At 57.3% G+C, this 14,022-nt stretch carries 11 protein-coding genes; 8 read left to right on the forward strand and 3 right to left on the reverse strand.

Annotation, left to right across the window (positions count from 1 at the left end; translation table 11 throughout):
• Positions 1-3 precede the first annotated feature (3 nt).
• The 3 genes from cyoA to C9411_RS12825 form a co-directional block, all read right to left on the reverse strand.
• Complete coding sequence (cyoA, locus tag C9411_RS12815) at positions 4-954, reverse strand: cytochrome o ubiquinol oxidase subunit II (RefSeq protein WP_004940365.1); 951 nt, start codon at positions 952-954, stop codon at positions 4-6.
• A gap of 440 nt (positions 955-1,394) precedes the next feature.
• Positions 1,395-2,873 carry a muropeptide MFS transporter AmpG gene (gene ampG, locus C9411_RS12820; protein ID WP_107227182.1) on the reverse strand — a complete coding sequence of 493 codons (1,479 nt, stop codon included), beginning with the start codon at positions 2,871-2,873 and terminating at the stop codon, positions 1,395-1,397.
• A gap of 51 nt (positions 2,874-2,924) precedes the next feature.
• Positions 2,925-3,503: a lipoprotein gene (locus tag C9411_RS12825; protein ID WP_004940363.1), complete on the reverse strand. Its 579-nt coding sequence runs from the start codon at positions 3,501-3,503 to the stop codon at positions 2,925-2,927.
• 314 nt (positions 3,504-3,817) lie between these two features.
• Here C9411_RS12825 and bolA point away from each other — a divergent pair, with 314 nt between their 5' ends.
• The 8 genes from bolA to C9411_RS12865 all read left to right on the forward strand — a co-directional run bounded on the left by bolA (position 3,818) and on the right by C9411_RS12865 (position 13,897).
• Positions 3,818-4,132 carry a transcriptional regulator BolA gene (gene bolA, locus C9411_RS12830; RefSeq protein WP_004940361.1) on the forward strand — a complete coding sequence of 105 codons (315 nt, stop codon included), beginning with the start codon at positions 3,818-3,820 and terminating at the stop codon, positions 4,130-4,132.
• A gap of 367 nt (positions 4,133-4,499) precedes the next feature.
• On the forward strand, positions 4,500-5,804 hold the full coding sequence (gene tig / locus C9411_RS12835; RefSeq protein WP_004940358.1) for a trigger factor: 1,305 nt from the start codon (positions 4,500-4,502) through the stop codon (positions 5,802-5,804).
• Positions 5,805-6,242: 438 nt separating this feature from the next.
• A complete protein-coding gene (gene clpP, locus C9411_RS12840) occupies positions 6,243-6,866 on the forward strand; it encodes an ATP-dependent Clp endopeptidase proteolytic subunit ClpP (RefSeq protein WP_016928858.1) in 624 nt (207 codons plus the stop codon).
• A gap of 143 nt (positions 6,867-7,009) precedes the next feature.
• Complete coding sequence (gene clpX / locus C9411_RS12845) at positions 7,010-8,281, forward strand: ATP-dependent protease ATP-binding subunit ClpX (RefSeq protein ID WP_004940354.1); 1,272 nt, start codon at positions 7,010-7,012, stop codon at positions 8,279-8,281.
• A 194-nt stretch (positions 8,282-8,475) separates the two neighbouring features.
• Positions 8,476-10,830 (forward strand): endopeptidase La, encoded by a 2,355-nt coding sequence (lon, locus tag C9411_RS12850; RefSeq protein WP_033647305.1) that lies wholly within the window; start codon positions 8,476-8,478, stop codon positions 10,828-10,830.
• A 216-nt stretch (positions 10,831-11,046) separates the two neighbouring features.
• Positions 11,047-11,319, forward strand: a complete 273-nt coding sequence (gene hupB / locus C9411_RS12855) for a nucleoid-associated protein HU-beta (protein WP_004940351.1) — start codon at positions 11,047-11,049, stop codon at positions 11,317-11,319.
• 178 nt (positions 11,320-11,497) lie between these two features.
• The gene (gene ppiD / locus C9411_RS12860; protein ID WP_063990975.1) at positions 11,498-13,381 is read left to right on the forward strand and encodes a peptidylprolyl isomerase; all 1,884 of its coding nucleotides are present in this window, start codon (positions 11,498-11,500) and stop codon (positions 13,379-13,381) included.
• Between the two features lie 138 nt (positions 13,382-13,519).
• Positions 13,520-13,897: a helix-hairpin-helix domain-containing protein gene (locus C9411_RS12865; protein WP_107227183.1), complete on the forward strand. Its 378-nt coding sequence runs from the start codon at positions 13,520-13,522 to the stop codon at positions 13,895-13,897.
• The last annotated feature ends 125 nt before the right edge of the window (positions 13,898-14,022 follow it).

Consider the following 14,022-nt stretch of genomic DNA (forward strand, 5'->3'; position numbering starts at 1 on the left):
CAGTTATTCCTCGGCTCCGGCGTGAGCAGCATGTTCACCCATGTCCATACCTTGGCTCATGTCCATGCCTTCGTGCGCGCCAGCGCCCTTGTGCATATCCATGTCGCCCATGAATTTGGCAATTGTTTCTTTGAACAAATTCGGTTTGACAGCGGCAAAGTACTCAACCGGGTTGTTTTCACTCGGCTCTGCCAGTTTGTTAAAGTCGTCGGTGGTGTTCAGGTTTTTAGACGATGCCTTCACCTTGGCCACCCACTGATCGAAGTCGCCTTCGGTCGGGGTAACGATCGCGGTGAATTTCATACCGGAGAAGCCTGCGCCGCTGTAGCTGCTGGAGATGCCCTTGTAGGCACCGGCTTCGTTGCCGATCAGGTGCAGTTTGGTCTGCATGCCGGCCATCGCATAAATCTGTCCACCCAACTGCGGGATAAAGAACGAGTTCATTACCGAGTTCGAGGTGATCTTGAATTCGACTGGAACATCTTTCGGGAAAGCCAGCTCATTAACGGTCGCAATGCCTTGTTCCGGGTAGATGAACAGCCATTTCCAGTCGAGCGACACCACTTCGATCGTCATCGGCTTCTTGTCGGTGACAATCGGCTTGAACGGGTCGAGTTCGTGGGTGGTCTTCCAGGTAATGGTGCCAAGGATGGCGATGATAATGATAGGAATGGTCCAGACGACCGCTTCGATCTTGTTGGAGTGGGCCCAGTTCGGACTGTACTTGGCGTCTTTGTTGGAAGCGCGATACTTCCAGGCAAAGGCGAACGCCATGAAGATAACTGGCACCACCACGATCAACATCAACGCGATTGCAGTGATAATCAGTGTCCGTTGCTCAACACCAATTGCTCCTTTGGGATTCATCAAAACCATATCGCAGCCACTGAGCAATACAGTGCCTGCGATTAATGACAGCATCCCAATACTTTTATTGTATTTCTTAAGTCTCATCTAACGACCTCAATAACAAAGGCTCAATTGTCGTTTCATGTGTGCGGGCATTTTACGGGAAGGTTGCAGTACTGTAAACATGCTTAAGGGAGTGTCAGCGGCTTGTTGACACTTTCTGTTAAGGGGGTCACAGATGTAACCCTGCGTGACAATTTACCAATGACAACAACGCGTTGGCACGCTGAATCGTGACGAGCAGCCCGTATGTTAAGGAAAACTAAAGGTATGATGAATTTGGCGAAGAAATGCGCGACGGGGAAATACGCAGAAAAGGTTTATTTAATGTAAAATAATTGTGTCTTAAAGGTGAATTTAATTTTATTTCCGAGCGCCGCAGTCGGATAAAAAAATAATTTCCGCACCGATTATCTTTTTTTAGCGAAATAAATATACCCCCGGATCGCTTTTTTTTCGGCCGGCGAAATCACCGGCCGGTCAGATTATGCCAAACGGGTGCGGCGCAGGGCCAGGTAATCCAGCGTGCTGCCCATCGCGACGCCGAGCAGGCTCAGCGCGGCGCCGACCTGCAGCAGCCGATCGGCCAACAGCGGTGCCTGCGTCCAGTCCAGCGCATTGGCGATCAGCAACAGCAACCACAGGCCCAACAGCGAACAGCCTAGCGTCAGCAAGCGCAGCGCCCAACGGTAAGATTCTGAAAACTCGGTGCGCGGCATAAAGTTGTCATGCTGCTGGGTGTGCTCCAGCGTCTGGCGGCAGATGCTGAGCAACAGCAAGCCGGGCAGGGCGGCGGCGATAGAGAACAGGTAGAACAACGGCCAGCCGTGGGCTTCGACGAACCAGCCGGCGATCGGGCCGACATAGACGCGCCCCACGGCAGACAGCGCCGACAGCAGCGCGAACTGGGTGGCGGAGAACGACCGGTTGCACAGCGTCATCAGCAGCGCGACGAAGGCCGCGGTGCCCATGCCACCGCACAGGTTTTCGAGGAAGATGGCGCTGCCCATGGTGAGCAGGCTCTTGTCGGTCACCGCCAGGATCCAATACCCGAGGTTGGAGACCGCCTGCAGGACGCCGAACAGCATCAGCGCGCGGAACAGACTGAGACGCTGCATCAGCACGCCGCCGAACAGGGCGCCGACGATGGTGGCGAAGAGGCCGAGGGTTTTGTTCACCAACCCGACTTCACCGGCGTCGAACCCCACGCCGCGGATCAGGAACGTGGTGCTCAGGCTGCCGGCGAAGGCGTCGCCCATTTTATACATCACGATCAGCAGCAGGATAAGCCAGGCGTTGTTGCGGCCGAAGAAATCGCGCAGCGGCGCGACGACCGCCTGTTCCATGGTGCGCGGCGCCGGGATGCTTTCGTCCGGCTCCGGTGCCAGCAGCGTGGCGGCCACGCCGATCAGCATCAATCCGGCCATCAGCCAGTAGGTGGCTTGCCAGCCGAAATAGCGATCCGCCAGCCACAGCGCCAGGCCACCGGAAACCAGCATCGCCAGCCGGTAGCCCAGCACCGAGATCGCCGCACCCGCCCCGCGTTCTTCGGCTTTCAGCAGGTCGGTCTTGTAGGCGTCGAACACGATATCTTGCGAGGCGGAGCAGAACGCCACCAGCACCGCCAACGCCGCCAGCCACCACAGGTGCTGCGCGGGCTGCATAAAGCCCATCGCCACGATCGCTACCACCAGCAGCAGCTGGCTGATCAGCAGCCAACCGCGCCGCCGCCCGAGGAACGGTGGGGTATAGCGGTCCATGAACGGCGACCAGAGGAATTTGAAGACGTAGGCCTGGCCCACCAGCGAGAAGATGCCGATGGTTTTCAGATCGATATTTTCGACGGTCATCCAGGCTTGCAGCGTGCCGGAGGTCAATGCCAGCGGCAGACCCGACGCGAAGCCCAGCAGCAGCAGAATGGCGGAGTTACGCTGGGTGAAGATGTTCAGATAGTGTTTCGACATGAGGTCCCTGTCTGTGCCGCCCGATCCGCCGGGCGGCACAAGGCGCGGTGATTAGCGCGCGTTTTGCTTGATGAAATCGTTGACGCTGGTGTCCTGGGCCATGTCGGCGATCACGTCGCCCAGCACGGAGTTGACGGCGTCGGTGATCTTCTCGTTGGTCGCCGTGAAGGCGCCCTGCACGTTATAGGTCGAGCGGTAATTCTTCACCTGCTTGTTGCCGTTCTTCGCCTGGGCGATGATCGAGATGTCGGCTTTGGTGGTGATGTTGTAGCGCAGGTTACCTTCGGCGACGTCCGCGTACAGATTATTCACGACGATCTGCAGCGCCACCGGGCCGTCGGCGCCGATCATGTAGCCGCGAGCACCCATCTGTTTCTCCAGCACTTCCTGCAGCAGGAAACGCAGATCGCGCGATGGCGTCAGCGTGACCAGTTGGCCGTCGCGATTCACCTTGGCCAGCGCCTGATCGGTGCGCTGATCCGCGCCGTTGATGCTGACGGTGATGCCCTGCAGGGTTGGATCCTGCTGCGGCAGAACGATTTTCGGCGTGACGTTCAGGGTGTTGCTGCTGGTCGCGCAGCCAGCCAGCAGCAGGGCGGCCAGCAAAGGAAGACAAAGTTTCTTTAACATGTTTTCTGTCTCATTCTCGATGGATTTAGCAATAATCAGAGCGGGATAGCCGACAACAAATTGCCGACATCATAGCATCGCCGCCGTGCGGTGGAAGCGCGGAAGGCGCCTGAGTGACAAATTTTTACCTGCCGTTGATAAAAACACGCTTTTTTGGCCCGCTCAATCGGATAATCCCCCAAGCGACGGGGATGGCGCTCATCATTTGACCGCAGAAAAGAGAAATTTGTCCCGGCGATGGTCTAAACGGGGGAAAACCGGCTAATATTGAACTAGATGGGCACGGTCCTCTGCCGGTGTTGTAAGGAGATCCTATGATTCGCGAGCAAATAGAAGCAAAGTTAAGGGCGGCGTTTGAGCCCGCGTATCTGGAAGTCGTTGATGAAAGCTATCGTCATAACGTTCCGGCGGGTTCAGAAAGCCATTTCAAAGTGGTATTGGTCAGCGATCGCTTCGTTGGCGAACGTTTTTTGACGCGCCACCGCTCCATCTACGGCGTGTTGTCGGAGGAGCTGGCGGACGGCGTACACGCGCTGGCGCTGCACACCTATACGCTCAAGGAGTGGGAAGGGTTGCAGGATACCGTGCCGGCCTCGCCGCCGTGCCGCGGCGCCGGGACGCTGGCCTGAGGGGGAAATTTTCAGGTATCAGTGGAACTTTGCCCTTGAATTAGGGTATTACTACTGACGAATTTTGAAACGGCCTGCGGGCCGTTTCTGTTTTTGACGACGACACGGCCGATGCGCAATGTGGCCAACGTTCGGTCTGTTTTGGCGGCCTTTTGGCGATCGAATCGGCAAAAGTGTGAGTTTTAGCGCGCCTGCGCCGCCTAGCTTTCCTCGACTCGCCATGCATGCGCCGCTATAATGTCGCGTCTTATTTTTCCGGAATGGTTTCGGGACGCTTCTGTCATCAGGGAACTCGGTTCTTATTTGTAGCCGTCCTGGTTCTTGGAACGGAGTTGACCGAGCACTGTGATTTTTTTGAGGTAACAAGATGCAAGTTTCAGTAGAAACCACTCAAGGCCTTGGGCGCCGTCTCTCTATTACTGTACCGGCTGATACTATCAAGCAGGCGGTGAAGAAAGAGCTGATCAACGCAGCGAAAAGCGTGCGTATCGACGGCTTCCGCAAAGGCAAAGTGCCGATGAACATCGTGGAACAGCGTTACGGCGCTTCTGTTCGTCAGGACGTGCTGGGCGAAGCGATGCAGCGCAGCTTCGTTGACGCGATCATCAAAGAAAAGATTAATCCGGCCGGCGCACCAAACTACGTGCCGGGCGAGTACAAAGAAGGTGAAGACTTCACTTTCGCCGTTGAGTTCGAAGTGTATCCAGAAGTTGAGCTGAAAGGCCTGGAAAACATCGAAGTTGAAAAACCTGTGGTTGAAGTGAACGACGAAGACGTCGACGCGATGCTGGACACCCTGCGCAAGCAGCAGGCGACCTGGAAAGAAACCGATCGCGCAGCGGAAGCTGAAGATCGCGTGACCGTTGACTTCACCGGTTCTATCGACGGTGAAGAGTTCGAAGGCGGCAAAGCGTCCGACTTCGTACTGGCAATGGGCCAGGGCCGCATGATCCCAGGCTTCGAAGAAGGTCTGGTCGGCCACAAAGCGGGCGAAGAGTTCTCCATCGACGTGAACTTCCCGGAAGATTACCACGCGGAAAACCTGAAGGGCAAAGCGGCCAAATTCGCTATCGTGCTGAAGAAAGTTGAAGAGCGCGAGCTGCCGGAACTGACCGAAGAGTTCATCAAGCGTTTCGGCGTGGCGGACGGTTCCGTTGCCGGCCTGCGCACCGAAGTTCGCAAGAACATGGAGCGCGAGCTGAAAGGCGCCGTGCGTAACCGCATCAAGTCTCAGGCGATCGACGGCCTGGTGAGCGCGAACGAAATCGACGTGCCAGCTGCCCTGATCGACGGCGAAATCGACGTACTGCGTCGTCAGGCTGCACAGCGTTTCGGTGGCAACGAGAAGCAAGCGCTGGAACTGCCACGCGAGCTGTTCGAAGAGCAAGCGAAGCGCCGCGTAGTGGTTGGCCTGCTGCTGGGCGAAGTGATCAGCACCAACGATCTGAAAGCTGACGAAGACCGCGTGAAGACGCTGATCGAAGAAATGGCTTCTGCCTACGAAGATCCGAGCGAAGTCATCGAGTTCTACAGCAAAAACAAAGAGCTGATGAACAACATGCGCAACGTGGCTCTGGAAGAGCAAGCGGTTGAAGCCCTGCTGGCAAAAGCGAAAGTGACTGAAAAAGCCACTACCTTCAGCGAGCTGATGAACCAGACTCAACAGGCGTAATGCCGGCGTGCCGGGCGCGATGAACGGCGCCCCCGGTTTCGCCTGGCGAACCGGCGCACGATGAAAAAGCCCGCAACCTGAGGTTGCGGGCTTTTCTTTTTGCCACGTTGCTGATTAATCTCAGGTTAAGCGGGGCAATATGCACTATATTTACCCTGTTGCCTGGGGAACTGGCTGGCATGATAACGGTCAGATTAACGGCATCGTTTTCGGCGCGCGGAGAAAATCGGCCCCTGGGCTTGAAATCGCGCCGGGATCCCCCAATCTGTAAAGAATAATTCTGGGGCTGTTTGCCAAAGTGCGCGGGATGAAATAACCGTCGGGTACGTGTGGCGCGGGTCGAATGCTTGAGCATAGTCATCATGGCCGTTCTCAAGTAGAATCGGCGTATTAGGGTGACACCCTGGCCGCCAAGGCAATTTCTATTAGGAGACGGTAATGTCATACAGTGGCGAACGAGATCAATTTGCACCGAACATGGCGCTGGTGCCGATGGTGGTAGAGCAGACTTCACGCGGGGAGCGTTCTTACGACATCTATTCCCGCCTGCTGAAAGAGCGCATCATTTTCCTGACCGGCCAGGTGGAAGATCACATGGCCAACCTGATCGTGGCGCAAATGCTGTTCCTCGAAGCGGAAAGCCCGGAAAAAGACATTTTCCTCTACATCAACTCGCCGGGCGGGGTGATCACCGCGGGCATGTCGATTTACGACACCATGAAGTTCATCAAGCCGGACGTCAGCACCATTTGTATGGGCCAGGCGTGCTCGATGGGCTCCTTCCTGCTGACCGCGGGTGCCAAAGGCAAACGTTTCTGCCTGCCGAACTCGCGCGTGATGATTCACCAGCCGCTGGGCGGCTACCAGGGCCAGGCGACGGACATCGAAATCCATGCGCGTGAAATCCTCAAGGTGAAAGCGCGCATGAACGAACTGATGGCCGAGCATACCGGCCAGCCGCTGGAGCAGATCGAGCGCGACACCGAGCGCGATCGCTTTATGACCGCGGAAGAAGCCGTGGAATACGGCCTGGTTGACGGCATTCTGACACACCGCAGCTAGAACCACGCGGCGCCGATGGACTATAGTAATCAGAGTGGGCAGGGGCTCGCTCTGTTGTGGCCCCTCGGCGTTCCCGATATGAGTTTGGGCGCACTGCCGCCGTGATTTTCCTGCGGGACAAGACTAAAGAAGAGGTTTGACTGATGACAGATAAGCGCAAAGACGGTTCAGGAAAGCTGCTGTACTGCTCTTTTTGCGGCAAAAGCCAGCATGAAGTGCGTAAGCTGATTGCCGGGCCGTCAGTGTATATCTGCGATGAATGTGTCGATCTGTGTAACGACATTATTCGCGAAGAGATTAAAGAAGTTGCCCCGCATCGTGAGCGCAGTGCGCTGCCGACGCCGCACGAAATTCGCCACCACCTGGATGACTACGTCATCGGCCAGGAGCAGGCGAAGAAAGTGCTGGCGGTTGCGGTGTACAACCACTACAAACGCCTGCGCAACGGCGATACCAGCAACGGTATCGAGTTGGGCAAGAGCAACATCTTGCTGATCGGCCCGACCGGCAGCGGTAAAACCCTGCTGGCGGAAACGCTGGCGCGCTTCCTGGACGTGCCGTTCACCATGGCCGACGCCACCACGCTGACCGAAGCCGGTTACGTGGGCGAGGACGTGGAAAATATTATCCAGAAGCTGTTGCAAAAATGTGACTATGACGTGCAGAAAGCGCAGCGCGGCATCGTTTATATCGATGAAATCGATAAGATTTCCCGTAAGTCCGACAACCCGTCGATCACGCGTGACGTCTCGGGTGAAGGCGTGCAGCAGGCGCTGCTGAAGCTGATTGAAGGCACCATCGCCGCGGTTCCGCCGCAGGGGGGGCGCAAGCATCCGCAACAGGAGTTCCTGCAGGTTGACACTTCCAAGATCCTGTTTATCTGCGGTGGCGCATTCGCCGGCCTGGATAAGGTGATCGGCCAGCGCGTCAACACCGGCTCGGGCATCGGCTTCGGCGCGACCGTCAAGGGCGAGTCCGAGAAGGCGACCGAAGGCGAACTGCTGCTGCAGGCCGAACCGGAAGATTTGATCAAGTTCGGTCTGATCCCAGAGTTCATCGGCCGTCTGCCGGTGGTAGCGACCCTGAGCGAGCTGAGCGAAGACGCGCTGATTCAGATCCTGAAAGAGCCGAAGAACGCCCTGACCAAGCAGTATCAGGCGCTGTTCAATCTGGAAGGCGTGGAGCTGGAGTTCCGCGACGAAGCGCTGAACGCCATCGCCAAGAAAGCCATGGCACGCAAAACCGGCGCCCGCGGCCTGCGTTCCATCGTGGAAGGCGCGCTGCTCGACACCATGTACGATCTGCCGTCGATGGACAGCGTAGACAAAGTGGTGATCGACGAGTCGGTCATCGCCGGCCAATCCAAGCCGCTGCTGATTTACGGCAAGCCGGAAGCCCAGGCATCTGGTGAATAATTAGCCAGTCAAACCAGAGCGTTATCAGCAAAATGGGGGATTTCATCCCCCATTTCTTTTTCCTGCATTCTTGCCGTTGAATGTAAGCGATTCATCCCCATATACTCATTAACCAGATTTTATGAAACGTTAGATGCTTGCGTCTCATGAGATTCCCCCTCAACCTGGCGGAAATTAAACTAAGAGAGAGCTCTATGAACCCTGAGCGTTCCGAACGCATTGAAATCCCCGTTCTGCCATTGCGCGACGTGGTGGTTTATCCGCACATGGTGATCCCGTTATTTGTTGGCCGGGAAAAATCGATTCGGTGCCTCGAAGCCGCAATGGATCACGATAAGAAGATCATGCTGGTGGCACAGAAAGAGGCCTCAACGGATGAACCTGGCATTAACGACTTGTTCTCGGTTGGCACCGTAGCGTCGATCCTGCAGATGCTGAAGCTGCCGGACGGCACGGTAAAAGTGCTGGTCGAGGGGCTGCAGCGCGCGCGCATCACTACGCTGTCCGACAGCGGTGAGCATTTCGCCGCGCAGGCGGAATACCTTGAGTCGCCGGCGATCGACGAGCGCGAGCAGGAAGTGCTGGTGCGCACTGCGATCAATCAGTTTGAAGGCTATATCAAGCTGAACAAAAAAATCCCGCCGGAGGTGCTGACTTCACTGAACAGCATCGACGACGCCGCGCGCCTGGCGGACACCATCGCCGCCCATATGCCGCTGAAACTCAGCGACAAGCAGTCGGTGCTCGAGATGTCCGACATCACCGAACGTCTGGAATACCTGATGGCGATGATGGAATCGGAGATCGACCTGCTGCAGGTCGAGAAACGTATCCGCAACCGCGTCAAGAAGCAGATGGAGAAGAGCCAGCGCGAGTACTATCTGAATGAGCAGATGAAGGCGATTCAGAAAGAACTGGGCGAGATGGACGACGCGCCGGACGAGCACGAAGCGCTGAAGCGCAAGATCGATGCGGCGAAAATGCCGAAAGAGGCGCGCGAGAAAACCGAAGCGGAACTGCAAAAGCTGAAGATGATGTCGCCGATGTCGGCGGAAGCGACTGTGGTACGCGGTTATATCGACTGGATGCTGCAGGTGCCGTGGAATGCGCGCAGCAAGGTGAAAAAAGACCTGAACAAGGCGCAGGAAGTGCTCGATACCGATCACTACGGCTTGGAGCGCGTCAAGGATCGCATCCTCGAGTACCTCGCGGTGCAGAGCCGCGTCAGCAAGATCAAGGGGCCGATCCTGTGTCTGGTGGGGCCGCCGGGCGTGGGTAAAACCTCGCTGGGGCAGTCGATCGCCAAAGCGACCGGTCGCCAGTACGTGCGCATGGCGCTGGGCGGCGTGCGTGACGAAGCGGAAATCCGCGGTCACCGTCGTACCTACATCGGTTCGATGCCGGGCAAACTGATCCAGAAGATGGCCAAGGTTGGGGTGAAGAACCCGCTGTTCCTGCTGGATGAGATCGATAAGATGTCTTCCGACATGCGCGGCGATCCGGCCTCCGCTCTGCTGGAGGTGCTGGATCCGGAACAGAACGTGGCGTTCAACGACCACTACCTGGAAGTGGATTACGATCTGTCCGACGTGATGTTCGTTGCCACCTCGAACTCGATGAACATTCCTGCGCCGCTGCTGGACCGTATGGAAGTGATCCGCCTGTCGGGTTACACCGAGGACGAGAAGCTCAACATCGCCAAGCAGCACCTGCTGCCGAAGCAGCTTGAGCGCAACGCGCTGAAAAAAGGCGAGCTGACGGTCGACGACAGCGCCATCATCGGCATCATTCGCTTCTACACCCGCGAAGCCGGGGTGCGTAGCCTGGAGCGTGAAATCTCCAAGCTGTGCCGTAAAGCGGTGAAAACGCTGCTGATGGACAAGAAGCTTAAGCATATCGAGATCAACGGCGACAACCTTAAGGATTACCTGGGCGTGCAGCGCGTCGATTACGGCCGTGCGGATACCGAAAACCGCGTGGGTGAAGTCACCGGGCTGGCGTGGACGGAAGTGGGCGGCGATCTGCTGACCATCGAAACCGCCTGCGTGCCGGGCAAAGGCAAGCTGACCTACACCGGTTCCCTGGGTGAAGTGATGCAGGAATCGATTCAGGCGGCGCTGACCGTGGTGCGCGCACGCGCGGAGAAATTGGGCATCAACGCCGATTTCTACGAGAAACGCGACATCCACGTACACGTGCCGGAAGGGGCGACGCCGAAAGACGGCCCGAGCGCCGGTATCGCGATGTGCACCGCGCTGGTCTCCTGCCTGACCGGCAACCCGGTACGCGCCGATGTGGCGATGACCGGCGAGATCACGCTGCGCGGTCAGGTGTTGCCGATCGGCGGCCTGAAAGAGAAGCTGTTGGCGGCGCATCGCGGCGGCATCAAAACCGTGCTGATCCCTTACGAGAACAAGCGCGATCTGGAAGAGATTCCGGACAATGTTATCGCCGATCTGGAGATTCATCCGGTGCAGCGAATCGATGAAGTTTTGAACATTGCGTTGCAAAACCCGGCCTTCGGCGCACTGCCGGTAGCGGCAAAATAGTGACGAATCGCAAAAACCATTGATAAAACTTATACTGGCAAGCCATTTCGGACTTGCCAGTATTTTTTTGTACCGCTAAGTTAGATCTCTGTCGGCCGGCGTTTTGCCACCTAGTCGGTGGCTTGCCAAGGTTCGATGGGATTGATATAACAGCTGCGCTGTCGCAACCGTAGGGATTTTTCGGTGCGACGATAGAATTCTAGAGGGGATGATAGAGTGAATAAGTCACAACTGATCGACAAGATTGCCGCAGGTGCTGATATTTCCAAAGCGGCAGCGGGACGTGCTTTAGACGCAGTAATCGCTTCCGTTACCGACTCTCTGAAAGCAGGGGATGACGTGGCTCTGGTAGGTTTCGGTTCCTTCACCGTGCGTGAACGTTCGGCTCGTACCGGCCGTAACCCGCAGACCGGTAAAGAGATCAAAATCGCGGCAGCCAAAGTACCGGCCTTCCGTGCAGGGAAAGCGCTGAAAGACGCTGTAAACTGATTTAGCGTCTAACCGTTTAGCGTAACAGGGTTTTGTAATAAACAATCACCTGACGCAGCGGTGCTGGTAAGGTAAGATACAAGGCGCATCGGATTGATGCGCTTTTTTTATTTTTGTCGCAGGGAACGCGCCTGCACAAGGGTTGTTAATCCACATCACAGCGGAGTGTTGTCACACTATGATGGACAATTTACGCGCGGCTGCTAATCACGTCGTGCTCAAAATCATCCTGGCCCTGATCATCCTGTCATTCGTTCTGACCGGGGTGGGTAACTACCTGATCGGCGGCTCCGGCGATTATGCTGCGAAAGTAAATGGTCAGACGATCGAACGCGCTCAGCTGGAACAGGCTTTCCAAAGCGAGCGTAGCCGCATGCAGCAGCAGCTGGGTGACCAGTTCTCTGCGCTGGCCGGCAACGAAGGCTACATGCAGCAGATGCGCCGTCAGGTGTTGTCCCAGTTGATCGACAACATGCTGCTCGACCAGTACGCCAAGAAGCTGGGCCTGGCGGTCAGCGACGATCAGATCAAGGACGCCATCCGCAAGGCGCCTTACTTCCAGACCAATGGCCAGTTCGATAACGCCAAATACCTCGATCTGATCGGCCGCATGGGCTACACCGCTGACAACTTCGCGCAGTCGATGCGCCAGCAGTTGGTCAATCAGCAGGTGATCCAGGCCTTCGGCGACTCCGGCTTCGTGCTGCCGTCCGAATCGCAAGCCATGGCAGCGTTGGTGCTGCAGGAGCGCGACGTGCGCCTGGCGACCATCGATTTGAAAGCGCTGCAAACGAAACAGAGCGCCGGCGACGACGAACTGAAGGCGTATTACGATCAGAACAAGAACAGCTTCATCGCGCCTGAGCAGGTGAAGGTGAGCTATATCCCGCTGGACGCCGCGTCCATGCAGGACAAGGTGAAAGTGAGCGAAGAGGACATCAGCGCTTACTACGACCAGCACAAGAGCAGCTACGGCCAGCCGGAGCGTAAAAACTACAGCGTGATCCAGCTGAAAACCGAGGCGGAAGCCAACGCGGTGCTGGACGAGCTGAAGAAGGGCGCCGATTTCGCCACCCTGGCGAAAGAGAAGTCCACCGACATCATCTCACGCCGTACCGGCGGTGAGCTGGGTTGGCTGGAGCCGGAAACCACCGCCGACGAGCTGAAGCAGGCTAACCTGACCGAGAAAGGGCAACTGTCCGGCGTGGTGAAATCTTCCGTCGGCTACCTGATCGTGCGTTTGAACGATATCGCACCTGAAAAAGTGAAGCCGCTGAGCGAAGTGCATGACGCCATCGCCAAGCAGGTGCAGCAGGAGAAAGCGGTAGACGCGTATTACGCGCTGCAGCAGAAGGTGAGCGAAGCGGCGACCAGCGACAACGAATCTCTGGCCTCGGCTGAAGAAGCGGCCGGCGTGAAAGCGGCGCAAAGCGACTGGTTCACCCGTGACAACATTCCTGCCGCGCTGAACTTCAAGCCGGTCGTGCAGGCGATCTTCGACGGCTCGCTGATCGGCGAGAACGGCGCGCCGGGCAGCAACTCCGACGTGATCACCGTAGACGGCGACCGCGCTTTCGTGGTGCGCGTGAGCGGCCACAAGCCGGAAGGCATCGAACCGTTCGACCAGGTGAAAGATCGCGTGGCTGAGCTGGTGAAGCGCAACAAGGCGCTGCAGACAGCGAAGCTGCAGGGCGAGAAGCTGCTGGTTGAGTTGAAGCAGGGCAAGGGCGATGAGGCGATGAAAGCCGCCGGCCTGAGCTTTGGCGCCGTGCAGAAGATGGCGCGCGCGCCGGAAGACAGCCAGCTGGTGGAGAGCGTGTTCGCGCTGCCGCACCCGCAGGACGGCAAACCGGTGTACGGCATGTCGCAGGATCGCCAGGATAACGTGGTGCTGATCGCACTCGATGCGGTGAAGCCAGGCACGCTGCCGGAAGACGAAATGAAAACCTTCGTCGGCAAGATGGAAGAGGGCGCGACCGGCGTTTCCTTCGATTCGCTGCTGGCGAGCCTGCGTAAAGAAGCCAAGATCAAAATGGGCGCCGCTGAGCAACAGCCGCAGTAATCGCCGCATTTTTCTGCAACGCAGTGCAACAAACAAAGGCCGCTTTCGCGGCCTTTTCCATATCTGATATCGGCCGATTGCTGAATATCCGCCGCCGCGGCAAGGTAGCCATGCTGTCACACACAAGGAGGATACAGCATGCAACATACAGAGAAAAAATCAGCGTTATCAGGTTATCAGCATCACATTAAAGCTGCGCTGACCGCGCTGCTGTTGTGCCTGGCGGGGCCGGCCGCCGCGGTGGATAAAACCGAGGCGCCGATGCTCTCAACACCAGCGAACAATGGCGGGCAATCGGTGATGACCAAGGCAACCGAAGAGGCGGCGGTCAGCATCAATCAGGCCACCGCCGAACAGCTGGCCGCCGCCTTGAGCGGTGTCGGTCTGAAGAAGGCGGAAGGCATCGTGCGCTACCGCGAGCAGAACGGGCCGTTCACCCAGGTTGAGCAGTTACAGGAGGTGCCGGGCATCGGGCCGGCGCTGTTTGAGAAGAACCGCACCCGGCTGAAAATGTGATCCCGGTCGCGGCTGCGTGGCAAAATGCCGCTGAGGCCGTGACTCCTCTGCTACATTTTACAGGTCTTACCAGTTTGGCGCATTGACCAAACGGGCGAGGGAGCCGCCGCGGCTCCCTTTTTCTG

The organism is Serratia sp. Nf2 (assembly GCF_003028435.1).
Taxonomy (GTDB): domain Bacteria; phylum Pseudomonadota; class Gammaproteobacteria; order Enterobacterales; family Enterobacteriaceae; genus Serratia; species Serratia marcescens_L.